General features: G+C 60.0%; 17 protein-coding genes. 7 read left to right on the top strand and 10 right to left on the bottom strand.

What is annotated here, in order from left to right:
* Positions 1–116 precede the first annotated feature (116 nt).
* Together NLY42_RS00190 and NLY42_RS00185 are read right to left on the bottom strand one after the other, a co-directional pair.
* A complete protein-coding gene (locus NLY42_RS00190; RefSeq protein WP_023704122.1) occupies positions 117–1,763 on the bottom strand; it encodes an MFS transporter in 1,647 nt (548 codons plus the stop codon).
* A gap of 548 nt (positions 1,764–2,311) precedes the next feature.
* Positions 2,312–3,457: a trans-sulfuration enzyme family protein gene (locus NLY42_RS00185; protein WP_023685532.1), complete on the bottom strand. Its 1,146-nt coding sequence runs from the start codon at positions 3,455–3,457 to the stop codon at positions 2,312–2,314.
* An 88-nt stretch (positions 3,458–3,545) separates the two neighbouring features.
* Between NLY42_RS00185 and NLY42_RS00180 the strand changes: the two genes are divergently transcribed.
* Both NLY42_RS00180 and NLY42_RS00175 read left to right on the top strand, forming a co-directional pair.
* A complete protein-coding gene (locus NLY42_RS00180; protein ID WP_023709150.1) occupies positions 3,546–4,190 on the top strand; it encodes a helix-turn-helix domain-containing protein in 645 nt (214 codons plus the stop codon).
* Positions 4,191–4,239: 49 nt separating this feature from the next.
* Positions 4,240–4,878, top strand: a complete 639-nt coding sequence (locus NLY42_RS00175; RefSeq protein ID WP_023672382.1) for an FMN-binding negative transcriptional regulator — start codon at positions 4,240–4,242, stop codon at positions 4,876–4,878.
* A gap of 644 nt (positions 4,879–5,522) precedes the next feature.
* On the opposite strand, the gene NLY42_RS00170 is transcribed toward NLY42_RS00175, so the two are convergent.
* The 5 genes from NLY42_RS00170 to NLY42_RS00150 form a co-directional block, all read right to left on the bottom strand.
* Positions 5,523–7,586 carry a carbamoyltransferase family protein gene (locus NLY42_RS00170; protein ID WP_023753779.1) on the bottom strand — a complete coding sequence of 688 codons (2,064 nt, stop codon included), beginning with the start codon at positions 7,584–7,586 and terminating at the stop codon, positions 5,523–5,525.
* A gap of 1,137 nt (positions 7,587–8,723) precedes the next feature.
* Positions 8,724–10,934 carry a xanthine dehydrogenase family protein molybdopterin-binding subunit gene (locus NLY42_RS00165; protein WP_023753780.1) on the bottom strand — a complete coding sequence of 737 codons (2,211 nt, stop codon included), beginning with the start codon at positions 10,932–10,934 and terminating at the stop codon, positions 8,724–8,726.
* Positions 10,935–10,937: 3 nt separating this feature from the next.
* Positions 10,938–11,396 carry a (2Fe-2S)-binding protein gene (locus tag NLY42_RS00160; RefSeq protein ID WP_023689394.1) on the bottom strand — a complete coding sequence of 153 codons (459 nt, stop codon included), beginning with the start codon at positions 11,394–11,396 and terminating at the stop codon, positions 10,938–10,940.
* Between the two features lie 1,163 nt (positions 11,397–12,559).
* Positions 12,560–13,462, bottom strand: coding sequence for a dihydrodipicolinate synthase family protein (locus tag NLY42_RS00155; RefSeq protein ID WP_023685525.1), 903 nt, complete (start codon positions 13,460–13,462; stop codon positions 12,560–12,562).
* Positions 13,463–13,514: 52 nt separating this feature from the next.
* Complete coding sequence (locus NLY42_RS00150; protein ID WP_023697828.1) at positions 13,515–14,747, bottom strand: trans-sulfuration enzyme family protein; 1,233 nt, start codon at positions 14,745–14,747, stop codon at positions 13,515–13,517.
* Positions 14,748–14,829: 82 nt separating this feature from the next.
* Here NLY42_RS00150 and pdxR point away from each other — a divergent pair, with 82 nt between their 5' ends.
* From pdxR to NLY42_RS00130, 4 genes are all read left to right on the top strand, one after another.
* Positions 14,830–16,326, top strand: a complete 1,497-nt coding sequence (pdxR, locus tag NLY42_RS00145) for a MocR-like pyridoxine biosynthesis transcription factor PdxR (RefSeq protein WP_023753781.1) — start codon at positions 14,830–14,832, stop codon at positions 16,324–16,326.
* A gap of 157 nt (positions 16,327–16,483) precedes the next feature.
* Positions 16,484–16,975 carry an MOSC domain-containing protein gene (locus NLY42_RS00140; RefSeq protein ID WP_023704114.1) on the top strand — a complete coding sequence of 164 codons (492 nt, stop codon included), beginning with the start codon at positions 16,484–16,486 and terminating at the stop codon, positions 16,973–16,975.
* A 6-nt stretch (positions 16,976–16,981) separates the two neighbouring features.
* Entirely contained in the window at positions 16,982–17,932 is a 951-nt protein-coding gene (locus NLY42_RS00135) for a PDR/VanB family oxidoreductase (protein ID WP_023697831.1), read from the top strand.
* A gap of 51 nt (positions 17,933–17,983) precedes the next feature.
* Positions 17,984–20,386 (top strand): transketolase, encoded by a 2,403-nt coding sequence (locus NLY42_RS00130; protein ID WP_023753782.1) that lies wholly within the window; start codon positions 17,984–17,986, stop codon positions 20,384–20,386.
* 163 nt (positions 20,387–20,549) lie between these two features.
* On the opposite strand, the gene NLY42_RS00125 is transcribed toward NLY42_RS00130, so the two are convergent.
* The 3 genes from NLY42_RS00125 to gmd form a co-directional block, all read right to left on the bottom strand.
* Positions 20,550–21,971 (bottom strand): phosphomannomutase, encoded by a 1,422-nt coding sequence (locus NLY42_RS00125; protein WP_023753783.1) that lies wholly within the window; start codon positions 21,969–21,971, stop codon positions 20,550–20,552.
* A gap of 350 nt (positions 21,972–22,321) precedes the next feature.
* Complete coding sequence (fcl, locus tag NLY42_RS00120) at positions 22,322–23,266, bottom strand: GDP-L-fucose synthase (RefSeq protein ID WP_023753784.1); 945 nt, start codon at positions 23,264–23,266, stop codon at positions 22,322–22,324.
* Positions 23,266–24,336, bottom strand: a complete 1,071-nt coding sequence (gene gmd, locus NLY42_RS00115; protein ID WP_023692482.1) for a GDP-mannose 4,6-dehydratase — start codon at positions 24,334–24,336, stop codon at positions 23,266–23,268. The genes fcl and gmd overlap by 1 nt, the downstream gene beginning before the upstream one ends.
* Before the next feature lie 973 nt (positions 24,337–25,309).
* Here gmd and NLY42_RS00110 point away from each other — a divergent pair.
* Positions 25,310–26,296, top strand: coding sequence for a nodulation protein NodZ (locus tag NLY42_RS00110; protein WP_023753785.1), 987 nt, complete (start codon positions 25,310–25,312; stop codon positions 26,294–26,296).
* The last annotated feature ends 90 nt before the right edge of the window (positions 26,297–26,386 follow it).

The raw sequence follows: 26,386 nt of genomic DNA, 5'->3' as shown, positions 1-26,386 counted from the left end.
TGCCGCGCGAATTCTCATGCTCGCCTAACCGGCCGGAACGATTTGCAATCCGGGCAGGCTCGACAAATCAAGGAGTAGCTCGTTCCGTGTCCAAGCCCAGACAAGTCTTGGTTATCTCACGGGCGCGATACAAAAGGCACAGGCTGGACTTGGCTGCCGGGGGCGGGGCTTGTCGACCGCTCGATTGAAAGTGAGATGCGAGGCGGAGAATCACCCATGTGCAGAGCGGCAAGGCGCTCGCCTACCTCCCTGTCATTCACCGTCAGCCGATGGTTTAGACGAAGATAGTCCGTCCATGTCGGCGTGCGGAATGTCTCGGTCCAAAGCGTCGACTTCTGAAGGTCGCGCTGGAGGGTCCAGTCCCGCGCACCGGCGCGGCTCTGAACGCGCCGCCTTTCGCGCATGCAGCTCAGAAATTCATCGATACTCTCCTCGGGTATCGAGTACTCCACCTTGATCACGATCGGACCGCTCCTGGGTTTCAAAGGGAGGGCCAGTTCTGGTGGCCTGAAGTCGACGGCCGCTTGATCCGATTCCTCCCATAGCCGCACTGGCAATAGCTTTCCCACAGCCGCGACCAGCAACAGTGCCGCTGCAGCACCTTCCAAAGCCCACGTCAGCGAATAGTACTGCGCGACAGCACCCCAGATCCAGCTGCCCGCTGCCATGCCGCCGTAGGTCAGGGCGTAATAGATGGACAGGGTCCGACCAACGACCCACCTTGGGCTTGCCAACTGCACACACACGTCGGTTCCGGTCCAGGTGACAACCCAGCCAGCGCCACCGATTGCAAGCGCGATCGCCGCCACAGCCACCGACGATGTGAGGGCCATCAAAAGGCAACACGTTGCGCAAGCAACGGATGCGAGCGTGATCAATCGGTTCTGGGACGTAATGCGTCTCAAGTAGCTGCTGCCAATGCCGGCTATGAAGGCGCCTGTGCCGAAGCCAGCCAATAGCACCCCGTAAACAATTGGCCCTCCCGCCAGCTGGTCGCGAACCAGGAGGGGGAGCAGAGCAAGGATCGAGATGCTTGACAGCCCGAATAGGGTTGCACGCACAATCGCCACTCTGATCTCTGAGGATATTGCCGTGAATCGCATGCCATCATGAATGGCCGTAGTCATCCGCTCGCGCGGAAGAGGCGAAAAGCGAACTTGCCACTTTGAGCGCAGAACAGCGCTCAACGGGACCAAGTCACTCAGCGCAGCGAGGGCGAAAGCCGTAAGGGGGCCTAGCAAAGCTAAGATTACACCGCCCAGCGCCGGTCCTATGCTCCGAACCACGTTGTAGCCCACCGACATCAGCGTCACTGCGGCGGGTATGTCGCGCTTTTCCAGGATATCGCCTACCGACGCGTGCCATGCTGGATCGTTCAAGGCAAAGCCGCATCCGGCCAAGAAACTCAGTCCCAGGATCAGCCATGGACTAACAAAGCCCAGTCCCACAGCGAGTGCCAGCGCCGTGGATGCCAGTGCGATAAGGCAGTGTCCGGCAAGCATCACGCCCCGGCGGCTGAAGCTGTCTGCAATGGCTCCAGCAAGGATCGACAAGAAGAACGCGGGCAGTGTCGATGCAGCCTGTACGAGCGCAACCATTAGATCGGAGGCTGAAATCGTCGCCATGAGCCAGCTTATAGCCACGCTCTGCACCAGCCAGCCAAGGCTTGATATCTGCGTGGCTGTCCAGATAGAACGAAAGACCGGGTTGTGAAGAGGGATCAGTGTGTTTGCCGCAAAGCGCGGAGGATCTTGACGCCGCATCACTTCTCTCCTCCACTGGGTGTCGTTCGTCCGCTCATTTGCTTACAGCGGTGCGCTCTGTGCACAGACTGCGTCACAACGAAGTTCCGAAATCGCGCTCGCAACAAGGACAATGTGACATCCATGGTGCTGATGCGCCTTGAGGTACCAACCTGGCCGTTAGCTGATGGGTCCCGCAGCCAGCTGGGTGCGGTCAGTTCTGCCCTGCGACTCTTGGCTTTGGACGGTGCTAGCGCCCCGATGGCCGGCTTGTCAAACTGCCGTAGTGCCAGCACATCCATCCCATCTGTTGACCGCGATCTCCGACGAGGTCGAGCAGCAGTAGGTCAACGGCAAATCTGGGTATTTCCGCTATCCGGTCGAGCGCGTGGCCATCGTCCGGAAACCCGAAGACGTTCATCACCCAGGCGACCACCACGCCCGAGACAATGCGACACGGCGGTAGCGGTTCACCAGAGGACGTGCGTTCTACTCAGCAGGAACATTGTTCTGCCGATCGTCGGCTGCGCCAGCCGTCACGTAAAGCGGCGCCAGAGTTCTTGCACCCGTCATTGGACTCCCGCTTTGCAGGTTTCGCCTAGGGCCTGCATCAGGTCATCTATAATGTCCTGAGGATGTTCAAGCCCTACAGAAATTCGCAGCAATCCGCCTGGCGCTTTGGACTTCGCACCTTCAACGGATGCGCGATGCTCTATCAGAGAATGCGTCCCGCCAAGGCTTGTCGCCCGGACAACAATCTTCAGGCGGCCGGCCACGGCCATTGCAGCATCGGCTCCGCCCTCGACGATAAAGGATAGCATCGCTCCGTAATGGCTCATTTGCCGCGTAGCAAGATCGTGTCCCGGATCAGTTTGCAAACCAGGAAAGAGCACTTTTTCGACGCGCGGATGAGACGCCAGGGCCTCGGCCACTTTCTGGGCGCCTTCGCAATGGGCGCGCATGCGGACCGGCAATGTCTGCAGGCCCCGCAACGCCAGCCAACAGTCGAAGGGCGCTGCGACGCTGCCCTTGTGTTTCTGGACCATCCGCAATGGGCGACCGAGGGGTGACGCGTTTGGGACAATGACGACACCGGCCATCAAATCCGAGTGGCCGCCAATGTACTTTGTCGCCGAGTGCATCACCGCGTCTGCCCCGATTTCGAGTGGCAGTTGAAGCACTGGGGTGGCCCACGTATTGTCCACCACCGCCAAGGCGTCTGCCTCGTGCGCGATTGCGCAGATGGCCGCAATGTCGACAACGCGGATCATCGGGTTTGACGGCGTCTCGACCCAGACGAGGCCAGTCCGCTTCGATGTCACCGCGGCGCGCAAAGCGTCCAAATCGCGCATGTCGACGGGGGCAAAGTCGAAGCGAGACCCAATGTCGGTCTCTTCGATCAGCGAACGAATGCCGAAATACATGTCATCCGGCAGAACGATCCGACCCGCCGACGGATGGCTCTCGAAAACTGCAGCGATTGCGGCCATGCCCGAAGCGAAGGCGATGCCGTCTCCCCCTCCCTCAAGCGTCGCCATGGCCGCCTCGAACGCATTGCGTGTCGGATTTCCATCCCTTGTGTATTCGAAGCCGGACGGAAATGACCCGTTGGCGCCTCGTTCGAACGTCGTGCTGGTGTGCAGCGGCATGGATACGGCCCCCGTGGACGCGTCGACACCTCGGCCGCAGTGGATCGCCTTCGTCTCAAAACGCATCGGTTATTCCTTCCTAACGGGCAGTTGCAATTTCGTGCCGGTCATTATACTGACCGCAATACGTGAGCCGAGGACCCAAGTCAATATAATGACCAATGTTACGGAAGCGTTTGATGCCGAGCAAGCGCTTGGGCAAGCGATAGCAGCCCGGATCCGAGACTTGAGGCGTGACCAAAGCCTGACCCTGGATCGCCTGGCTAAACTAAGTGGCCTATCGAAGGGAACCGTGGTCGCGCTGGAGCAGGGTAGGGCGAACCCCAGTATCGGCATACTGTGTCGGCTGGCGGCGGCGTTTTCGCTCTCGGTGGCCGATTTGTTGAACGAGCACCCTTCCACGGTGCGCCTTCCCATCGAGCGGACAGAGACCAGGAGGCTTTGGACGAGCGCCAAGGGAAGCTCTGCGCAACTGCATTCGTCGACCTCGGGACGCACGATGTTCGAACTGTGGAGCTGGGTCATGATGCCGGGCGATGTGTTTTCCGCGGACGCTCATAGTCCGGATACGCGCGAGCTGATCTCGGTCAGTCAGGGTGCCCTGAGCGTTGTGGTAGGTACCCACGTGGAAATTTTAAGCGAAGGCGAGAGTGCGCGGCTTGTCACTGACCAACCTCACTCATATGCGGCGGCATCTGATGTGCCCGCCCACTTCACGATGGCGGTGCTTGAGCGTGGTGGACACCGAAATCCGGGGCACTCGTCGACGGCAGCGAAGATTCAGGGGCACGTTCCGTAAGGCCCCGCCGATTACTAACAACCGCACATTCGCGACAGGAGATAAACCGTTGTACGTTCCGCCTCATTTTGCCGTCCCTGATCAGAACGCCCTGTTTGACCTTATCGAGAGACACCCGCTGGGTATCCTCGTCACCCAAAGCAAAGGCACGCTGGACGCGAACCACCTCCCTTTCGAGCTTGACCGCTCGAAGGGAGACAAGGGCGTTCTCAATTGCCATGTCGCTCGCAAGAACCCAGTCTGGGAGGAAGTCGCCAATGGCGATGAGGTTCTCGTAATCTTCCGTGAGGCCGACGCTTACATCTCGCCGAACTGGTATCCGAGCAAGCATGAATTCCACAAGCAGGTGCCGACCTGGAACTATCTCGTCGTCCATGCCCACGGACGCATCACTGTCCGGGATGATGAGCGGTATGTGCGCCGCAACGTGGCGAAGCTCACTCACATGCAAGAAGCCTCGCAGCCGGTCCCATGGAAGATGGGCGACGCGCCGAAGGACTTCATCGACACGATGGTCAGGGCAATCGTCGCCTTGGAGATCGAGATCACCGGCCTGGTTGGAAAATCAAAACTCAGCCAGAACAAAGAGTTGCGCGACATTCAGAACCCTGGCGAAATGCTGCGTGCCCAAGGGGCCATTGCGATGGGAGAAGCGATGCTCGCGGCTGCGGCGGTCAAATCCCAATAGCATGTGTCTTGTCCCGACAAAGCCGCTGGTGCCGGCTTCCCGACGGGTCACCTAGTCCGCCTTGACGCACGGCAATAGCGTTTGACGGCCTGAAGCGACGCTGTGGTCACCCTTGTGATGCTTTTCCACGCGCCTGGTCAGGCGACAGGATTGCTCCGTCGTGAGGACAGGCGGGAGTTTGCAGGTTGCGGTGGGCGGGTTCGTTTCCGGCGCCTGCGCCCCGTCGTATGTCGCGAGTTGAGGAATGCGATCGAGGGCGATGTGCAGGATGCGCTGCGGGAACGTCGTCGGCTGGCACAGACGGACTTCCGATTTCACCTCGACCACCCGCGCAGCGGTTTTTAATGAGGTGCAAACGCACGCGTGTCGAATTGGGCGATTTCCCTTGGGCGCCGAGCTCGACCATGCGCGATGATGCGCTCGACGCAGCTCCAGCTGGCGGCGCCTTCAACGAACTCCTTGAACCTGCAGACCTTGCCCGAAAGCACTTGCTCTTACGGGAGATGATTGGCTTTGTCGCCGAAGCGACTGATGGAGATGTTGGTGGGCGCCGCCGCGTAGGCGACGACCCCGTAATCACAGCGGGAGCTCGCAGGCGGGGTCGACAAACACCCTTGATTGGCCGAGCTTGAGGTGCATCTCTATCAGGCTGATTGCTTATTGGGCTGGTCCAGCGTTTGATCGGACCCATGATCCATCCGACCAGCTTGTGAGGGATGCAACCGAACCAGGCGCTGCTCCCACAGTCTTCGCAGGCCCTCCATTAGAGCTGCATGCCTGGCCTGATCCGGCTCAATCATATTGAGGTGATCTCGCAACACGGCTTCGCCCTCGATCCGCATCAGTAGATTAAACAAGTCGTTTGAAATTCGCACACTGTCAATGCTGGAGTGGTTCGGAATAATCTCGCAGACAGTCTCCTGATGATCTCGCGCTGTGTAAGCACGGGTTTGATGGAGGGAGACTGAGGGAGGCAATGAAATCGCAAGCGCAGTCCAATCCTGCAGCGTTGCAGCCCGTTTTTTTACCAGGAAGGGCCCGACCACAAGTCCATCCAGCTCTGTCGTCAAAAATGTGGCAATCGCGTCTGCAACCGTATCCACGATCGGTTCAGCATTGTTGTTAAAGGACGTATTGAGCAGAATTGGAGTGCCTGTCCGCTTCTTGAAGGCATTGATGACCTCCCAGTAAGCTGGGTTGGCATCGCGCGATACTGTTTGCAGCCGAGCCGTACCGTCGACGTGCGTAATGGCACCCAACAAGGCGCGCTTTGAGTCACGCACGCGAACGACGAAATTCATGAATGGAAATTCGTGCTTACCGTCCGGGAGGTCGAAAAATTCGCTCGCATCCTCTTCCAGCACAGATGGTGCGAAAGGCCTATAGCCTTCGCGCTTCTTGACCATGGCATTGATCCGGTCCTTGTTTGCAGCGGGCCGAGGGTCGGCAAGAATGCTGCGGTTGCCCAGCGCACGTGGCCCAAACTCCGAACGACCCTGCACCCAGCCGATCACGGCGCCGTTGGTGATCCAGTGGGCTGCACTGCTCGCTACGTCATAAGAGCGTTCAACCTCGAGATGTCCGGACCATGCATTCAGTTCCTGTTCCACGGCGCGGTCGCTCCCGAGATCAGGACCCCAATAGACCTCCTGCAGTCGCTCACGCGGCGCGGGGCGGCCCATCTCGTTAGAGACTATCAGCGCAGCTCCCAATGCGCAGCCAGCGTCGTGAGACGCGGGTTGCACGAAGATGTCTTCGAAAAGCCCTGAATACAGCAGCTTGCCGTTCATCGTGCAGTTGTGGGCTACCCCTCCCGCCAGACACAACCGCTTCATGCCGGTGGCCTCACGGTGGTGCCGGAGAATGTGGAACACGATCCGCTCAAGCGCTTCCTGCAGTGACGCACTCACATCTCGATGCTGCTGGGTGAAAGGCATTCCCTTTCGCCTGATCTCGATGTTGCGGAGCAACGCCGGACCGATGCGGTCGAGGTGAACACGGTAGCCACCGTTGGCGGAGAGCTCGTACAACTGCTCGAAGAGCTCGCGATAGGGAGCGGGGTCGCCATAGGGCGCGAGTCCCATTACCTTATACTCGTCGAACATGCCGTAGCCGAGACAGCGGATCGTCTCGAGATAAAACAGCCCAAGAGAATTGTCCTCCGGGAAAGCCTCGATTTGCGTAATTTCTGTGCCAGACCCTACCGCCACAAGGCCCGACAGGAAATCACCACAGCCATCAATCGCTAGAATGAGACTTTGTTCGAAGCCCGACATTGCAAAGGCGCTCACGGCGTGCGCCTGATGATGCCCTACGAATGAAATACGCGAACTGTCCAACTTAGTGCCGAACTCACGCGCTAACAGGTTCTGCACCAACATTTTAGCATCCAACGGAGTGGAGAGAATGTCCGGTTGGGAAGCGGACATACCTTCAAGCATGGCGTTGGCATAGGGCTCGCTGGCGTAGACCGCGACACGATCAATGTCGCTGAGCTGAACCCCGGCCGTCGAGAGACAGTATTGAATCGAACCACTTGGCAGCTTGTTCGAGTGCTTGATTCGATTGAGGCGTTCCTCTTCTACGGCGGCTATCACCTTTCCGTCTCGGACGAGCACCGCGGCGCCATCGTGCATAAAGGCGTTCGGACGCTCGAATCGGTTTTCATGGGCTTGGTCAAGTCCGCCGCTGATTCCTAGACACAGCATTTCTTTCTCCAAATAGTAACGGGAAGCCAAATTGGCTTACCTCGACTGTTCCAACTAAATAGGCCGTGTTGTCGCCTGCAGCTGCGACCGCCCGTCAGGCATCAGCGGCATCGAAGAAAGCCCCATAAACGATCAATGAGATGCTTCGACTGTGACGCCTACAGTGCCATCACGCCGAGAGCTTGGCTGGATCATCCAATCCTGAGCGGCTGCTGACATGTATCCGGCGATGTTGTTTTCATCGGCAGAACCAACTTGCGATGCCGCCTGTTCTTGGGAAGGGCGGCCGTCGACGAATAACAGTACCGCCCCGTGAACTGGCCCGATTTCATTCTCCGAAGCGACCATGGTCGCACCGCGCGACATTGTCGGCCAGTTGCAACTCACTTTCTCGGCACGACCTCCACTGCACGTCAGGGCGCATCGAAGATTTTCTCCTTTGGATTATACCTAAGGCAGCTTTCGTCACGCGTTAGAGCAGCGTGTGATTGGTGCGTGAGGCTCTTTTTTGTCCATGCACGATTCCGGAAGAGTGATGAAATCGATTGTTTTGATCAAAGTCATCCACGCTATGAATAACAGCCGCAGCACATGCGTTTTCAAAGCGCTTCAGGCTTCCCGGATGGCTACTCCGATCTGAAGCGCATGGCATTCCAAGCGCTCTGTCAACCAAACGATGAGTATCGGCGTCGACCCTCATTGCCTTCGTCTTCGCGACTCCGTGACAGCGGCTGGCATTGTGTTTGTAGGGCATCGGGCGAAGATCATGTCGATCGGCCATCTCGCCTGCCTATTGACAAACCCTTGAACAATGATCCACGCACCAGCGCGATTGTGATCACGAGCGCCTCTGAGCTCTGGAGGTTCGGTTTTCTGAGGGTTCCTGGGTCTCCGAAGCGATGGAGGTAGCTAGCTGTGAGCTTTCCATAGGTTGTGCTCTTCATGGAGTGGACGCATTTGCGTCTCGAAAGCGGTTCTTCAGTGGAACCGGCGCCAAGGCCCGTCTGTGGTCGTTCAGAACACGGGGTGCCGTGTCCAAACCGGATATTCGAGCGGGCAGCCGCCGGAATTTGACCCATGGAAATGAGCGCCTGTCAGGAGGCGTTCGAAAACGGCGCGATCTTCATCGCGGCTGTTTCATGGTGTCATTCCTGACATCTTCTTTATAATCGGCAGCTTGCGGATAGTCTTGCCCGTCGCCGCCCGTAGCGCGTTGGCGACGGCCGGGCCGATCGGCGGCACACCTGGCTCACCAACTCCCGTGGGCGGCTCCTCGGACGGCACAATGTGCACCTCGACTCGCGGCATCTGCTCGATCCTGAGCGGTGTATAGGTATCGTAGTTCTCTTGGTCTACGACACCGCCCTTCAGGGTCAGCTCCTCCTGGAGGATCGCACCTAGCCCGAATCCGATACCGCCCTCCATCTGAGCGCGAATCTGGTCAGGATTTATCGCGGTGCCGCAATCTACCGCGCAGACGACGCGGTCGACCTTGAAACCATTTTCATCGTTGAGGGTGATCTCCACCACATCGGCGACATAGGTCGAGAGGCTTTCATGCAGGGCCACGCCGCGGAAACGGCCTTCCGGCAGAGGCTTGTCCCAGCCTGCCTTCTCAGCAGCCACTTTAAGCACGGCGGCATGCCGTGGATGGTGACCGAGCATTGACAAGCGGAAGTCGACCGGATCACGGTTCGCAGCGGCGGCGAGCTCATCGATCAGGGTTTCCACCGCGTAAGCGGTGTGGGTGGAGCCTACCGAACGCCACCACAGCACCGGGATGTTCACGTCCGTGGTGGTCAGCTCGACCTTCAGGTTCGGGATCGCATAGGGCAGGTTGGTGGCGCCCTCTACGGAGGTTGGATCGATGCCGTTCTTGATCATCGCCGGAGAGGTCGAACCGCCCAAGACCGATTGACCCACGATGTGGTCATGGAGAGCGACGACATTGCCTTTCTTGTCGAGCCCCGCCTTGACTGCGTGCACATAGGCCGGCCGGTACCGCCCACCCCGCATGTCATTCTCGCGGGTCCACTGCACCTTCACTGGCTTGCCGCGTCCCAGTGCACGCGCTGTGGAAACAGCTTCGATAATGACATCTGCATCCAAGACCGCGCGGCGGCCGAAACTGCCGCCGGTCTTCATCACGTGCAGCCTCACCTTGTCCGGCGTGGTGCCGCCTACCTGAGCGGCAGCCGCCTGATAAAGGTCGGGCATCTGGTGTCCGCCCCAGACATCGATGGTGCCGTCTTCGTTGATTCGGGCGGCCGCGTTGAGTGGCTCGATCGAAGCATGGACAAGATAGGGGAATTCGTAGTGCCCCTCGATGATTTTCTCAGCACTGGCGAACGCTGCGGGAGTGTTACCGTCGTCGCGCGCGGTGGCCGCGCCCAGATCGTCTGCTGCCTTGTTGTATTCGGCCATGATCTCGGCCGTGCCGCGCTCTTCGGCCTTCTCCTCGTTCCAGGTCACCTCCACGAGGTCGCGGCCCTTCAGCGCCGTCCAGGTGTCCCTGCCAACCACGGCAAGGCCTCGCGGCGTCTGGACGACATCGACAATGCCGTCGAGTGCCTTGGCCTTGGTTGCGTCGAAGCTCTCGATCTCGGCGCCGAACTTCGGCGGATGGATCATAACGGCCGTCTGGAGTCCCTCCATCATGAGGTCGATCGTGTAGGTCTGCGCGCCGTTGGTCTTGCCGGCGGAATCGTAGCGCTTGAGGCTGTCCGATCCGATCTGGGCCCACTTGTCGCGCGGCTTTAGCGGCACGTCGTCGGGAACCGGCATTCCCGCTGCGGCTTCAGCCAGGTCACCGTAGCGCGCCTGCATCCCTGAGGCGTGCGACACGACCCCGGAAGCGACTTTGATCTCGCCGGCTGGCACGTCCCACCGCTGCGCCGCGGCCGCCACCAGCAAGGCCCGTGCGGCAGCACCCGCCTTGCGGTAGCGTTCCCACGACGAGCCCATCGACGTGGAGCCACCAGTTGCCTGTGCGGCCCCGCCCCAGGCGAGATTGCCGTAGAACGCGGTATTGCCATATCCGCCGACCACGTCCACCTGCGCCCAGTCGCCGTCGAGCTCTTCCATAACCAGGGTGGCGATGCCGAAATAGGAGCCTTGTCCCATCTCGAACTGCGAGGAGTGGATGATGATTCGGTTCTCCTTTGTGATCTCGACATAGGTCTGGAAGGGGTTCGCCGGAACCTTTGCAGGGGTCGTTTGTGCGATGTCGGGCGCGGCCAGCACTGGCCGGTAGCCCACTGCGAGGCCGCCGGTGGTAACGCCCGCGCCGACGAGGAACCAGCGGCGCGTGGGCCGCACGGCAGTATGCTTCGAGAGAAACTGCGACATGCCTCAAGTCTCCAGCCGGTTGGCGGTCTCGTGGATGGCCGCGCGGATGCGATGATAGGTGGCGCAGCGGCAGAGGTTGCCGCTCATCGCCGAATCAATATCATCGTCCGTCGGCTTAGGCGTTTCTGTAAGGAGGGCCACGGCCGACATGATCTGGCCAGACTGGCAATAGCCGCATTGAGGTACGTCGAACTCGGCCCACACGGCCTGGACCGTTTCGCCTATCTTGCCCGACACACCCTCAATGGTGGTGATCGAGGCTCCTTCGATGTCGCCGACTGCGGTCTGGCACGAGCGCGTCGGCATGCCGTTAACGTGAACCGTGCAAGCGCCGCACTGGGCAAGCCCGCAACCGAATTTCGTTCCCGTGAGTCCGATGACGTCACGGACCGCCCAGAGCAGCGGCATCTCTGGATCGACGTCGAGTGTTCGCGCCTCGCCATTGAGGGTAAAAGCGACCATTGCTTGCTCTCCTTGTCCTGAGCTGGCTATCTCGTTGAGCCTCCGCCCGCCTGGCAACCGAGCTCTTGTTGCTGAGGCCTAGCGACCACACCGTAGGAACGCGCAGCTCAAGCAACAAGCCGCTAGGTTGGCGAGTTACGAGATCGTGAAGTGGGTCGTGTCGAAAGGCTGGAGGCAACTGAATGTCATTTTTTGGGCGGACAGGCCGCTTTAGGCTGGGTTACACGAGACTGGACATTCGGGTCGTCGCGAACATCGACCGCTGGTCGGCCGCGTCCGGCAGGGCCCTGATTGGCTACACGAAATGAAATGGGACTACTATCGATGGGGGCCTACCTCGACCCGCAACCTCCACGACTGGACCCTCAGGTTTCCGGCTATCGTCCCGGGCGGTGGCCGAGCTCGGCGCCTCGGACGCGATAATAGGCGGTGAGGCGTTCGTCGTTGACCAGAAGGCTTGTCGCGCATTCCCAGTCTTCAGCGGGCTCTTGGCCGCGGCGGGAGACGTCAGGACCATGCTTGCCGGCTTCGACCTGCTCAAGATCGACGGCGAGGGTCTTCGCGATCGGCCACTCGTCGATCGGCGCAAAGCGCTAGTTAACCTGCTGAGACGCCGCCAAACGGCATCGTTCTGAGCGACGAGATCAGCGGCGGCAGCGACATTCTCGCGCAAGTCTCCCAGTTCGGCCTCGATGGGCATCGTCTCCAAGCTGCGTGTCAGTCCATATCGATCCGGCCGGCGCCAAGAATGGGTGAGACAAAATGCGTGCTGAGTGATGAGTTCATCGTCATCGGCTGCGAACCCGGCAACAGTTACGGCGGTCGGGAAGCGTGCTCTGGCGAATGTCGAGGACGGAAATCTGGTGTTCGCCGGCGGCATTGGCACCGGCTTCAATGCGCGCACCGGGCCGGAAGTAAAGCGCCGGCTCGATGCCATTCCAATGGATAAACCACCGATTCCTAGTTTGAAGGCGAACGGTGCGGCATGGGCGGAGTGCCCTGCGCAGTCTGTACCTCCGCAGTCGATTGTCGAGTTCGAAGGGGGTGTGATTGGCGTCGAGACCGCTCCAGCCATGGCTATCAGCACGCCGAGTGCGTTGTTTTCGATCAGTTCTCGAAATGAGCGGGTAAATACCTTTCACTTGCCGAACGGGGTTTGCTGTTCACCGGCTGGCATCCGATGGCAAACCTTTCAACGCGGCGGCGATCTGGCGCTTCGCTGCTGGGGGCAGAGGCAGGATGGGACGCGGGGGTTCGGCACTGCAAACGTCGAGCAATTCAGCGAGTGCATAGACGACGCGAAGGCTCGAGAACTCCTTGAAGAGGCTCCAGATCGGGACCAGCGCGGCATTGATCCGTCGCGCTTCGGCCGCATCGCCCTGTTGCGCCGCTGTGACGATCGTCATGCAGACCTCGGGCAGGATGCCCGCGAGGACGCTGTACCATGTGTCGGCGCCGGCGATCATGGCCTCGGCGGCGTTCCAGTCGCCGCTGTAACCAATCGAGAACCCTTCCGGCAGTGTGCGCCTCTGGGCGGTCAGGTGGTTCTTGATCGCATCGCTTTTGTCTGTCGGATTCTTGATGGCGACAATCCCAGCCACCTTTGCCAGGCGGCTGACAAGGGGTGGACTGAAATGGAAATGCGTCGTTCCTGGATTGTCGTAGACGACGATCGGCAGGCCGCTTTCGCGCGCCACAGTGGAGAAATGATCGAACACCTCGTCATCAGTAAGCGGGGTGTAGGAGGCGGCGGCAAGCAAACCCGCAGCTGCTCCAAGGGCCTTGGCGTCTTGCGCGAGCCCCACGGCTTCATCGGTGCGCAGCGCGCCCACACCCACCACGACCGGCATTTGCCCCGCCGTTTGGTCCAAGGTCTCGGAGAGCGCCCGCCGCCGTTGCTCGCGCGACAGATAGATGTATGTGCCGGTGCTGCCGAGAAGACCGATGGAATCGACCTGAGCAATGCCAAGCCGAGCAATCAGCCTGCGCAGGGCAACGCTATCGACGCGGCCGTCACGATTGGTCGGGGTGATGGGGAACGCGGAAAGACCGCTCAGGAATGCCATGGCAAGGCTCCAGATCTATGTGTGAGCGCAGAGGTGGCCGCACGCCAGGTCATTACAAGACGTCCAAAGCCCGCCGCAGATCGGCGATCAGGTCATCAGCGTCTTCAAGCCCCACCGAGAGACGCATGAGATCCTCGCCGACTCCATCGGCCAAATGGGCATCCTTGCGGATCGGCTGCCGAGCACGGGTGAGGCTTGCTGGATGATAGATGAGGCTGTCGGCATCGCCGAGGCTGACGGCGCGAATGATCAGGTTGAGCCGGTCCATCATCCGGCGCGCTCCTTCGTATCCAGCGTGGAGGCCAAAGGCCAACATGCCCGATCCGTTGGACATCTGTTTTCGCGCCGTCACCTGATCAGGGTGCGAGTCGAGGAACGGATAACTCACAAATGCCACCGCCGGGTGCGCTTCCAGCGCCCGAGCCACCGCAAGGGCTGTGGCGCTGTGCCGTTCCATACGCAGCGTCAGCGTCTTGAGACCGCGCAGGATTAGGAAAGCTGACATGGGCGAGAGCGCTGCGCCGGTGATGTAGCGCAGGCCCGTTTCATGCAGCGTACGGAGCGTCTGGGCGTCGCCGAGAAGCGCCCCGCCAAGGGCATCGCCATGACCATTGATGTACTTGGTCATCGAATGGAGCACGATGTCCGCCCCGTGCTCAAGCGGTCGCTGGAGCGCGGGCGAGGCGAAGGTGCTGTCGACTGCAACCCTTACACCGCGCGCGTGAGCGCGCTCGGCAATTGCCGCTATGTCGAGGATGCGGCTCAGCGGATTCACCGGCGTCTCGAAGAAAACCAGCCGCGTCCGCTCGGTGATCGCAGCATCGAGATTGTGAGGATTTGACAGATCGACCGCGACGACCTTGATGCCGAAGCGGGGGACCGCCTGTTCGACCATGGCAAGCGTGTTCGCATAAAGCGTCTTGTGGACGATGAGTTCATCGCCCTGGGACAGGAGCGACAGGATCAGAGTGCCGAAGGCCGCCATCCCCGAGGCAACAACCAGCCCTGCCTCGGCTCCTTCCAGATTCGCGAGCCGCTGCTCGAGGATCTCGGTCGTGGGATTGTATTCGCGCGCATAGAGCCTTCCACCAAGGGCGGCGGCGGCATCGTTTGCTGCCACGCTTTCGAACCCATAGGTTGACGTCAGGAACACTGGCGGCTGGACGGCATTGGAAAAGCCGGCCGGATCGTAGCCATGATGGATCGCCCGGGTGGCAAATCCGGGGCTGGTGCGGTTGAGCGACCCCGTGGGAGCATCGGTTTCGGATTGATGGGAGCTGGTCATTCGGCCTCTGCGATCTCTCTTGGGGTTCGAAAGATTGACGGCAACCTGGCCAATGTGAAATATCCAGTTGGCGATGAAAGAGATGGTCCAGTCTTCAAGTGCCGGGTCTGCAGCGCGCTCGCACGCGATGGGTGCACGCCAGATATACGAAGCCCTTCGCGAGCAAATCCTCGGCGGCGTCTACGAAACCGGCAGTCAGTTGCCATCCTCCCGGGCCCTGGCAAATGACCTCGGCGTTTCGCGAACCACGGTGACGGTCGCCTATGAACAACTGGCTGCGGAGGGTTTCATCGAAGTCCGTCAAGGCGCACGACCTCGCGTTGCGTCTTCGTTGATGGGCCATGGGACGGGGCGCACTCACGCGCAACCGGTCGGCCCAATCCACCTGTCCGCATATGGCGAGCGGCTGCGCGCGACGTCACCCTGGCCAGATTATCTGCCGACTGGGCTGAAGGTCGAGTTCCGCTATGGCGACCTCGCGCCGTCGGATTTCCCTTCATTGGTCTGGAAACGCGCGATGAACGAGGCGATGGGGCAGCGCCCGCTGCGTCTTGCCTATGACGATCCTCGCGGCTCGCGCCGGCTTCGCCAGGCGCTTCAGGGCTATCTCTGGCGCGCCCGGACCCTGAGCTGCGACCTCGACCAGATCATAGTTGTGAACGGTTCGCAGCAGGGCCTTGATCTGTGCGCGCGCCTGCTTCTCGATCCCGCCGACCGTTTCGTCATCGAGGATCCGTGCTACAGGATGGCGCGTCAGGTCTTTGCCAGTACGGGTGCCTCACCCATCCCGGTCATCGTCGACGAAGACGGGATGAGGACCGAGTTGCTAGCGGGGATCGGAGCACGACTGGCTTATGTGACGCCATCGCATCAGTTTCCGCTGGGCGGCGTCATGCCGATCGCGCGCCGCCATCAGCTTCTGAAATGGGCGCGGCACAACAACGCCTATGTGATCGAGGACGACTACGACAGCGAATATCGCTACGACATCAATCCGGTCCCTCCGCTGCACAGTCTCGAGGACCACGGGGCTGTCATCTACCTCGGCACGATCTCCAAAACGCTCTCGCCGATGCTGCGCATCGGCTACCTCGTCGTCCCGCCCGAATTGCAGGAGGTCTTCGCAACCGCCAAACAATTCGCAGACCGGCATTCGCCGGTCGCTGAACAGGAAGCGCTGGCATCGTTGATCGAGAGCGGCGGCTACGAAAGCCATGTGCGCCGTGTGCGCAGGCTGAACGGCGAGCGTCGGGAAACGTTGTTGGGTGCCTTGCAGCACAGCTTCGGGGATCGCATCACTGTCCAGGGAGCAGATGCGGGACTGCACGTCGCGGTTTGGTTCAATGACCTGCCACGATCGCGGGAAACGGCCTTGGTCGAATCCGCCCGCGACGCTGGCCTGGGGCTACACCTGATCTCGCCGCTCTACGAACGGCTATCGGACGAAGGCCGCACCGATCGCGTCGGACTTGTCATGGGCTATGCCGCCTTGAGCATTCGGCAGATCGGGAAGGGCGTTGAGGTCCTGCGAGAGGTTGTCAAGCAGGTGCAAGACGCGATGCCGGCGCGGAACAACTGAGCCGGGGCGACGCCGAAAGCTGGCGCTGAAACGGTCCGAGGGCCCCCCGTATTTCTTTCCAAACAGCCAACTGGACCGGGAAAATGCCATGCAACTGGCGCTGTTGATCAGGCCAGTTTTGCAGCAGGTTTCCACGGACGAATTTCCGAGAGCGATGATGACCTGGCGAGGAAAGCTGCTTCACGTCCATATCGCGCCTGCCGCCTCCTATGAAATGGAGGAGCTGGCGCAGGCGCAGCTTATTGCCGGCCAAGGCGTTGTCGGAGACCGCTACTACCTGGGGACGGGGACCTATTCCGCGCGTCCTGACGTTCGCGAAGTGACGCTGATCGAAGCTGAAGTCTTGGACGCCATCGCCCAGGGCGAACCCAGAATTCCGGGCTTCAAGGCCAAGCTCGCACCCGAAGATCACCGGCGCAATCTGACGACACGAGGCGTTCCGCTTAGCCATCTTGTCGGCAAACGCTTCCGGGTCGGGGAAACGATTCTCAGGGCCGCCCGGATGAATGTGCCGTGCAAGTATATCGAGGAGTTGCTCGGGCTTCCGGGTCTCTACGAGGGGCTTCTGAACCGCTCCGGCCTGAACTGCACAATCGAGGTCGGGGGCGTGATCCGCCCCGGTGATCTGATCTTGCCCATCGACGAGTGAAACGCCATGGCCTCGCCGCGCATCATCATGAAGCTGACCGTGACCGCCGCCCGCAAGGAGCCGGGCGACGTGCTGGTCATCGACCTGAAACACCCACGCAAACCTGTGCTGCCGGCGTTCGAAGCGGGTTCTCACGTCGACGTCCATCTGCCTGAAGGGAAGGTGCGTCAGTATTCACTTTGCGGCGACCCGACCGAGCTTGGCCGCTACACCATCGCGGTGAAGCGCGAGAATGACGGCCGTGGCGGCTCGGCGTGGATCCACGAAACCATTGCCGTCGGCTCCACACTGCCTGTCTCCGCGCCACGCAACCATTTTGCGCTCAAGCCAGGCGAGGGGCCGACTTTGCTGCTGGCAGGGGGAATCGGGATCACCCCGATTCTGGCCATGGCGCGCGCGCTCACCCGGCAGGCCAAGCCCTTCGAGTTGCACTATTTCACCCGCAGCCGGGCGCTCACGCCACTCTTGGCGGCGATCGGGAGCGATCTTCCTGGCGGCAATGTGCGGATCCATTTCGACGACGAGCCTCAGACCCGGCAGAACATCGCCGCGCTGCTGGCGAACCGTTCGGACGACGCGCAGACATACTACTGCGGACCGCCTGGCTTCATGGCGGTTGTGGGGCGCGCGGCTCAACACTGGCCCGAGGGTACTGTTCATTTCGAAACTTTCCAGCCTCCCGAGTTTGATGGCGCGCCACCGGAACCGTTCGTCATAGAACTGGCTGAGGGCAGGGTGGTTGAGGTTTCGGCTGAGACCACGGCACTGGCCGCCTTGCGTGCGGCCGGTGTGCCGTTGATGGCCTCGTGTGAGAACGGGGTGTGCGGGACCTGCGAATGCGCAATGCTGGCGGGACAGCCGATCCATCGGGATGCCGTCCTGTCCAAGGAGGCACGCGGCCACCGCTTCATCCCCTGTGTGTCGCGCGCGACAGGTGTGTTGAAACTCGATCTTTGACCATTTGGGCGGGGGTCCTGTGAGACCGGCAGCTGATTTGCGGGAAACTGAATGACGAGGAAACTGGAATATCTGAACGAGATCGAGCGCTGCGTCTCCTGGCTCGCAGCCTGGACGATCCACCACGCCAACCACGTCCGCGAGGGCGATGAGATCAAGGTCGGGGGGCATCAGGCCTCGTCCGCGTCGCTGAGTACCATCATGACCGCGCTCTACGGTTCGGTCCTGCGCCCGCAGGATCGGGTGGCGGTCAAACCCCATGCGGCGCCGATCTTCCATGCACTTCAGTATCTGGCGGGCAACCAGACCCCGGAAAAGCTCATGAACTTCCGCGGCTACAAGGGCGCGCAGAGCTACCCTTCGCGGACGAAGGATGTCGACGATGTCGACTTCTCGACCGGGTCGGTGGGTCTCGGCGTTGCTCAGACGCTGTTCTCGTCGCTGGTGCAGGACTACGTCTCGGGTCACGGCTGGATGAAGGAGCGTGCCGAGGGCCGAATGGTCAGCCTGATCGGCGACGCCGAGATGGATGAGGGCAACATCTACGAGGCCCTGATCGAAGGCTGGAAGCACGGGCTCAGGAACTGCTGGTGGGTGGTCGACTACAATCGCCAGTCGCTCGACGCCGTGATCCGGGAGGGCCTCTGGCAGCGTTTCGAGCAGATTTTTCGCAACTTCGGCTGGGACGTGATGGTCCTGCGCCACGGCGCTCTGCAAGAGGCTGCCTTTGCCGAGCCGGGGGGCGAGAAGCTGCTCGAGTGGATAGAGCGCTGTCCGAACCAGCTCTATTCGGCGCTGACCTTCCAAGGGGGTGCTGCCTGGCGCAAGCGGCTGCTCGACGAGATCGGAGACCAAGGGCCGGTCACCACTCTGATCGAACGCCGCTCCGACGACGAGTTGCAGGCGTTGATGACGAACCTTGGCGGGCATGACATGCCGAGCCTCCTCGAAGCCTTCGAGGCGGCGTCCAGGCATGACCGTCCCGTCTGCTTCATCTGTTACACCATCAAGGGCTACGGTCTGCCGCTTGCCGGACACAAGGACAACCACGCGGGGCAGATGACGCCCACGCAGATGGAAGACTACCGCCTGCAAATGGGCGTAAAGCGGGGTGAGGAGTGGGACAAATGGGCGGCCGCCACCTTGCCGGAAGCGGAACTTGACGCCTTCTTCGCAAAGGCGCCGTTCTTCAGTGAGGGGCGTAGGAGGCTGTCTGCGCCGTCGGTGCCGGTGCCTGAAACCCTTCCGTCACCGGGGCAGCCCGGCAAGCCGCTCTCGACCCAGATGGGGTTCGGCCAGATCCTGAACGACATCGCACGCGAGCGCAGTCTGCTTGCCGACCGCATTGTCACCACCTCGCCCGATGTGACGGTCTCGACCAATCTCGGTGGCTGGGTCAACCGGCGCGGCCTTTTCGCCCGGGAGACCATGGCGGACACCTTCAAGGCCGAACGCATTCCGTCGACCTTTACCTGGGAATTTGGGCCGAAGGGGCAGCACCTCGAGCTCGGGATCGCCGAGTCGAACCTGATGATCATGCTCGGGGCACTCGGTCTCTCGCACTCGATCAATGGCGTGCGCCTGCTGCCGATCGGGACAGTCTATGATCCCTTCATCTACCGATCGGCCGACCAGCTAAACTACGCCTGCTATCAGGATGCGCGCTTCATGCTGGTCGCAACGCCCTCGGGCGTGACGCTAGCGCCCGAGGGCGGAGCACACCAGTCGATCGGCACCCCATTGATCGGCATGGCGCAGGATGGGCTTTGCGCCTTCGAACCGGCCTTCGTCGACGAACTGTCCGTGATCATGCGCTTTGCCTTCGATTACATGCAACGTAATGGCGAGGGGGATCCGGATGAGATGACGTGGCTGCGTGATCAGACCGGAGGATCGGTCTATCTTCGCCTGTCAACCCGGCCGCTCGAGCAGCCGCTGCGCGACATGAACCCGGCGCTCGCGCGGGACATCGTCAATGGCGCCTATTGGCTGCGTCCGCCTGGGCCCAACGCGAGTGTCGTCATTGCTTATCAAGGCGTCGTCGCGTCGGAGGCGATTGCCGCGACGGGTCTTCTGGCGGAGGACCGGCGCGATGTCGGGCTGCTCGCGATCACCTCCGCGGACCGGCTTAATGCGGGCTGGCAGGCGGCGGAACGTGCCCGGCAGCGTGGCGCGATTGGCGCCCTGAGTCATATCGAGCGGCTGCTCGCGCCGCTATCGCGTGACTGCGGCATCGTCACCGTGATCGACGGCCACCCGGCGACGCTCGCGTGGCTCGGTGGGGTTAACGGGCATCGCGTGAAGGCGCTCGGGGTCGAGCAGTTCGGCCAGACGGGGACTATTGCGGACCTATACCGTCACCACGGCCTGGACACCAACGCCATCGTACATGCGGCGCAGGCGGTCAGTGCGGGACCGGCTGTTCGCTACCGCAAGGCGCTGCCTAGATCATGAGCGACCGGATGCTCCGTGGCTGGTACGGATCGGCTGTTTCCACGGGCGTTCCGGTTCGCTTCAAAGCGGACAGGGCCGGGACACTGTGGACGTTCTGATCGCGCTTGAGTAGCTTGTGCGACCCCCAGGGTCACCTGGGAATACGCAGGGAGGCGGCTTTTATTTAGCCTTGCGCCCAATTACGAATTCGATCCAATCCAGTCCGGAGCAAAAGCTCCGCATCCTCCCGATTTTCGGCTTCGACGTAGCACCGCATTTCCGGGGCATTTCCGGATGGACGCAAATGCAAGACACGCTTATCCGCGAGAGTGATACGAAGTCCGTCAACATCGCTAACCTTGCTTACCACTCCAATCGACCCGACGAAGGCGGCGATGTTAGTTTCCGCTGTACGAAGGTATGTCATGAGGCGAGTGCTGCTTTCGACGGAAAAATTTTCCAAGCGATCCGCCGCCGCCGCCGGCAATTGAAAGGAACGGCCAATCTCCGACAGTGGCTGCCCACTTGTATTAACAAGGGAAAGTGCCGCGAGGATGGGGAGAAAACTGTCGCGTGTAGGTAGCGCCGGCAGTTTAGTTCCGTTCGGGTCAAAGTCCGTGCCTGTCAATAAACCACCGTTTGCTTCGAAACCAACCACGCGCTCGTGACCCGACGCAACCAAATCGAGCATGGCAGCAATAACAAATGGCGATCCAACGTTGGTACGCACGACTTTAAAAGAACCTGCGGTCTCGATACCAGAGTTTGATGTGACCGGCGTGACGACTGCCTTCGCTTGCAGGAAGTTCGCCGAAATCAGGCCTAACAAATCACCGCGAAGGGGGTCTCCGTGGTCGTCAGCTACCAGTGGGCGGTCACCATCGCCATCTGCCGAGACGACCGCATCAAGCCGATGCTCTTTGGCCCAGAGCTTGAACTGTTGAGCAGTCTCGTCAGAGACCGCTTCAGTGTCGACAGGAATGAAACCTTCCGAACGTCCCAGGGTTACGACCGTCGCACAGTGATATGAGAGAATGTCAACCAAGAGATCGCGCGCGACTGTGCTGTGCTGATATACGCCCACCGTTAAGCCCTTTAGAGCATTAATCTCCATAAGCTTTCGATTGCGCGCCATGAAAAAGGCCTTGCATTCGGCCTCCCGGTGCTGCCGACGTGCAACAGCACCTTCAAGGACGTATCCGCGCTTCTCCAACTGCAAGGCGATGCGCGTTATCTCCCGCTCATCACCCTTGTCGATCTCACCGTCGGGTCGATAGAATTTTATTCCATTACGGTCGGCCGGAATGTGCGAGCCTGTGATCATCAAACAACCACTCTTACGCGCCTGAGCATACAGTGCCAGGGCAGGGGTGGGGACTGCGCCGCAATCGACTACGATGAAGCCGAGCGCGGACAGTGCCGCCGCACAGACGGCGGCGATGGCCGGACTCGAGGCGCGAAAGTCGCGCCCTATGAGTATCTCGTCGCCAATTCTGGCCAGGCCGGATTCCAGCAGGAATGTCGCGAATGCCGTTGCATATAGAGCAGAGGCGGCTCCTGCCAATTCTGTCGCCAGGCCCCGTAATCCACTTGTTCCGAATTTCATACCAAATCCGACGTTGCTAACCGGGTTTTGAAGGTAACATGCTCAAACTTTGGCTCGTCCGGAATGCCCATCGACAGATCCCTCGGACGAGAACAAGAAGTACATTCGGTTACCGTAGACGCGTTCGGTTATCGACGGTTACCCTTGTGAGGATTGACGCAGTCGGCGTCGGCGTGGGCAGCGCACCGTGACCTTCAAGGACGAGGTTGGAGCGGATGGGGTCCGGGTCCGGCGGGGCTCCTCGCGGCTGGCTCACATGAGCGCTATCGCCATCGAGTGATTGTCTCAGTCTACATTAGCTCTGGGTCCCGAAAGCGCGTACAGGCCTGAGACGCAGCAAATCCTCTTATCTATCGCCGTTCGGTGTAGCTCCCGTTTAGAAATGCATGATAGACACTCTCGATGCCTTCCATGAGAGTGATCTTTGCTGCCCATCCCAAAGTGCGCAGCTTGTCGACGCTCATCAGCTTTCGCGGTGTACCGTCAGGTCTAGAGTGATCATGCGCAATCTCCCCAGTAAATCCGACTACACGGCAGATCATTCTTGTCAGCTCTAGGATCGTGATGTCCTGTCCGCAGCCGAGATTGACGTGATCATGGTCAGAGTAGTTCTTCAGAAGGAAGACTAATGCGTCGGCGCAGTCGTCGACGTGCATGAATTCCCGACGTGGTGTGCCCGTGCCCCAGATGGTGATTTGCTTATCACTTATGAGCTTAGCTTCATGCGCTTTCCGGATCAGCGCTGGGACGACGTGGCCTGACTGCAAGTCATAATTGTCGCCTGGCCCGTAGAGATTCGTCGGCATAGCGGAGATGTAATCGCGCCCATATTGCTCGCGATAGGCTTGAGCCATTTTGATGCCGGTGATCTTGGCGACGGCGTAGCATTCGTTGGTGCGCTCTAGTGGCCCGGTCAAAAGCGCGCTTTCAGGAATGGGCTGTGGTGCCATCTTCGGATAGATGCAAGACGAGCCGAGGAAGAGGACGCGGTCGACATTGTTTTCGTGGGCTGCCGCGAAGATATTGGCCTCGATCATCAGATTGTCGTAAAGAAAGTCGACCGGATAGGTGGCGTTCGCGAGAATACCACCTACCTTTGCCGCCGCCATAATGATAGCGTCCGGTTTCATCACTGCCACGAAGTTTTCAACCTCGGTCTGTCGCTTGAGGTCTAGCTCTCCCCGAGGGGCGGCCACAACTTTGCAGTCTTCAGACGCGAGTCGGCGTACAACAGCGCTGCCCACCATACCTTTGTGGCCAGCGACCCACACGGTTTTTCCGTTCAGATCATACATTACGCTTCCTTCATGACTACAGATGTCTGCATGACCTTCAGGTCTTCGCGCACCATTTCCGCAGCAAGCTCGCGCACGGATGTCTCATGCACCCAGCCGAGCTTCTCCTTCGCCTTGGTAGCGTCACCCAGGAGAAGATCGACTTCCGTGGGGCGGAAGTAGCGTGGGTCCACTTGGACTAGGCATCTGCCGCTCGCTACATCATAGCCCTTTTCGCCGACACCCTTGCCACGCCATTCGATCTCGACGCCGATATCTTCGAAAGCCCACTCGACGAATTGGCGGACAGGAGTCGTTTTGCCCGTAGCCAGCACGTAATCATCCGGTTGATCCTGCTGTATCATCATCCACATACCTCGCACGTACTCACGCGCATGGCCCCAATCGCGTTGAGCATCGAGATTGCCGAGATAAAGCTTGTCCTGCTTGCCCAGGTAGATAGCAGCGGCAGCGCGGCTGATCTTGCGCGTCACAAAAGTTTCGCCACGAAGGGGGCTTTCGTGATTAAAAAGAATGCCGTTGGAAGCGTGCATACCATAGCCCTCGCGATAATTGACGACCATCCAGTAGGCGTAGAGCTTGGCGGCGGCGTAAGGGCTGCGCGGATAAAAGGGCGTCGTTTCGTTCTGCGGTACGGACTGCACGAGGCCGTATAGCTCCGAAGTCGAGGCTTGATAGAAGCGGGTCTTGTCCGTCAGACCGAGCAGGCGAATCGCCTCAAGAAGTCGCAATGTACCGATACCGTCCGCGTTTGCTGTGTATTCAGGTGTTTCGAACGACACCTGCACGTGGCTCTGAGCAGCCAAGTTGTAAATTTCGTCTGGCTGAGATTCCTGAACCACGCGGATGAGGTTAGTCGAATCAGTGAGGTCACCGTAATGCAAGATCAGGCGCGGATCGGATTCGTGCGGGTCTTGGTAGAGGTCTTCGATACGACCCGTGTTGAAGGAAGAGGAACGTCGCTTAATCCCATGAACGATGTAGCCTTTTTTGAGAAGAAGACGGGCAAGATAGGCACCATCCTGTCCAGTTATGCCCGTAATAAGAGCAACTTTTCTGCTATCGCCCATTCTATTCCTGCTCTATCTAAAGCTTAAAGTTTCGGCTCCGGGTCGCCACGCCGACACAATGTGCGGCCCGCCCCGTGCCCTATGGAGCACTTCGACAGATGCGGCGCGAAGCTCGTCATTGACAGTCTGCCAGCCGAGCACACCTGCTCTTGCTTGGAGTCACAGCAAAATAGAGTTGCGCCGCTAACTGGGATTCGTACATGCGGTCAGAGTGCCGCTCAGCTCACGCCGCGAGCGACTGTACTCCAAGCACCTTGCAGCTGATTTGCTCATCTATCAGCGAGTGAGGACGCCTTCTTTCTTGCTTCAGCGTCTTCTAATGGGAATTGTTTGGATCAGTGAAATCGATTGTTTGGATAAAGTGCATCCACAGAATGGATGGTCTGACCGAGCAGCCGGGGCGCATCGCCGGCCCGGAGTCGTAGGTCCCGAGCTTCCGTTCGGACCGAGGACAAAGTTCGTGGCCGCGAGCCCTCACCACAGCATCCGGCACAGGTCGTGCAGAACTTTGGGAGCAGACTGCAGATTCTGTCGATCAGCTGGTTCCAGGCGCGTCGAGCTGTCGACCTCATCTCGCCCGGTACCGGTTGCTGTATGCAGCCTTGCACCCTTGGCGTCTGGCGTCGACGGAATGATTTGCTTCGGCAGGCAGTGTCGCAGCGTTTCCCGGCTGTTTCGGCTCTATTGGCCGGGCCCGCGTCAGCCGAGCCCCTTCATCATGGCATCCAACACATGGATGGCCGGCATCCACTCAATAGATTTTACATATGCCGCGGAAGCCCATTAGAGAAGGCTGAACCGGAAGCGAGGGCATCGGCTTCAAGCTGTGCGAGAGGGATAAGTGGGCAGTGCTGAGGGAGCTCTTCTGCCCTACGGCCCGGCCTCTGCCAAGCGCCCGGCGTCAGGGTCTACTAGTGTCGACTAAGGATTCCAAGCCGGATGCAACCTCCTCTCCGAAACGAGATTTCCGAAAATGCATGTTAGTGGATTGGAAAAGCGCCGGTTCGTCGTCTCTCGGAGGCGTACGGGGTTCGGTGATTGTCTGTGGTCGTTGGCGGCCGCTTGGCGCTACGCGCAGCGGTCGGGACGAACTCTAGTCATCGACTGGCGGGGGGCCTGCTACCTCGACCAACCCTTCACAAATGCGTTTCCGGTGTTCTTCCAGCCGATCAATGACATCGCTGGCGTGCCGGCTATTTCCGACGACCGGATCAACGACGTTTCCTTCCCTGGTCCATTCTTCCCGGAGTGGTGGAACAGGCCGGCGATCGAGTGCCTTTACCGGCCAGATGAGCAGATTTTCCAAGAGCGCGATGAGTTGGGCGAGCTCTTTCAGGCCGAACACGATGTCGAAGCGAACACAGTAGTGTGTGACGCTTGTCTGATGTGGCGGTGCGATGAGGATGCAGAGCGGCAGGTGTTCCAGAGTGTCCAGCCTCGGCCAGAAATTCAAGCCCGCATAGATGCCATTTATCAGGAATGTTTTGAGGGGCGCAGCATCATCGGGATTCATGTTCGGCACGGTAACGGTGAAGACATCATGGAGCATGCGCCCTACTGGGCCGATCCGGAGCTCGCCGTTCGGCAAGTGTGCGCTGCAATTGACAAGGCTAAGGCGTTACCGCACCCCAGGCCTGTGCGGCTGTTCTTATGCACGGACAGCGCGCGGATACTGGATCTTCTGGCGGCCAGGTTTCCCGATCTGCTCACTGTCCCGAAGCACTTCGGATCCAATCAAGGTGGCCCCTTACACACTGCAGCACTCGGGATTGACGGCGGAATTTCCGCCCTCGTTGAGATGTATCTTCTCGCGCGCTGCGATACCGTAATTCGGTTTCCCCCGACGAGCGCCTTTACACGATATGCACGTCTATTCGCACCACGGGTAATTGAATTCGATCTGAAGGAGCCAAGTCGTTTGACTTTGATAGAAGACAGCCAAGTCTCTGATCTCAGTTAAGACCCGCCACCTGCGCAATTCGGCAGAGGCAACCAACAGGCATCAGTGGAGGCGTCGTACATTACCGATAGCGTCGTCATCTGACGCCGC

The organism is Mesorhizobium sp. C372A (assembly GCF_030323245.1).
Classification (GTDB): domain Bacteria; phylum Pseudomonadota; class Alphaproteobacteria; order Rhizobiales; family Rhizobiaceae; genus Mesorhizobium.
This window is presented reverse-complemented; position numbering and strand designations above follow the sequence as displayed.

Excerpts from the sequence above, each read along its gene's own strand:
- NLY42_RS00160 (WP_023689394.1), bottom strand. The coding sequence starts at position 11,396 with ATGGTCGCTTTTACCCTCAATGGCGAGGCGCGAACACTCGACGTCGAT.
- NLY42_RS00190 (WP_023704122.1), bottom strand. The coding sequence starts at position 1,763 with ATGCGGCGTCAAGATCCTCCGCGCTTTGCGGCAAACACACTGATCCCT.
- gmd (WP_023692482.1), bottom strand. The coding sequence starts at position 24,336 with ATGGGCGATAGCAGAAAAGTTGCTCTTATTACGGGCATAACTGGACAG.
- NLY42_RS00165 (WP_023753780.1), bottom strand. The coding sequence starts at position 10,934 with ATGTCGCAGTTTCTCTCGAAGCATACTGCCGTGCGGCCCACGCGCCGC.
- NLY42_RS00140 (WP_023704114.1), top strand. The coding sequence starts at position 16,484 with ATGACCTGGCGAGGAAAGCTGCTTCACGTCCATATCGCGCCTGCCGCC.
- NLY42_RS00180 (WP_023709150.1), top strand. The coding sequence starts at position 3,546 with ATGACCAATGTTACGGAAGCGTTTGATGCCGAGCAAGCGCTTGGGCAA.
- NLY42_RS00125 (WP_023753783.1), bottom strand. The coding sequence starts at position 21,971 with ATGAAATTCGGAACAAGTGGATTACGGGGCCTGGCGACAGAATTGGCA.
- NLY42_RS00130 (WP_023753782.1), top strand. The coding sequence starts at position 17,984 with ATGACGAGGAAACTGGAATATCTGAACGAGATCGAGCGCTGCGTCTCC.
- NLY42_RS00150 (WP_023697828.1), bottom strand. The coding sequence starts at position 14,747 with ATGACCAGCTCCCATCAATCCGAAACCGATGCTCCCACGGGGTCGCTC.
- NLY42_RS00155 (WP_023685525.1), bottom strand. The coding sequence starts at position 13,462 with ATGGCATTCCTGAGCGGTCTTTCCGCGTTCCCCATCACCCCGACCAAT.
- NLY42_RS00135 (WP_023697831.1), top strand. The coding sequence starts at position 16,982 with ATGGCCTCGCCGCGCATCATCATGAAGCTGACCGTGACCGCCGCCCGC.
- NLY42_RS00110 (WP_023753785.1), top strand. The coding sequence starts at position 25,310 with ATGCATGTTAGTGGATTGGAAAAGCGCCGGTTCGTCGTCTCTCGGAGG.
- fcl (WP_023753784.1), bottom strand. The coding sequence starts at position 23,266 with ATGTATGATCTGAACGGAAAAACCGTGTGGGTCGCTGGCCACAAAGGT.
- NLY42_RS00170 (WP_023753779.1), bottom strand. The coding sequence starts at position 7,586 with ATGCTGTGTCTAGGAATCAGCGGCGGACTTGACCAAGCCCATGAAAAC.
- NLY42_RS00185 (WP_023685532.1), bottom strand. The coding sequence starts at position 3,457 with ATGCGTTTTGAGACGAAGGCGATCCACTGCGGCCGAGGTGTCGACGCG.
- pdxR (WP_023753781.1), top strand. The coding sequence starts at position 14,830 with ATGGTCCAGTCTTCAAGTGCCGGGTCTGCAGCGCGCTCGCACGCGATG.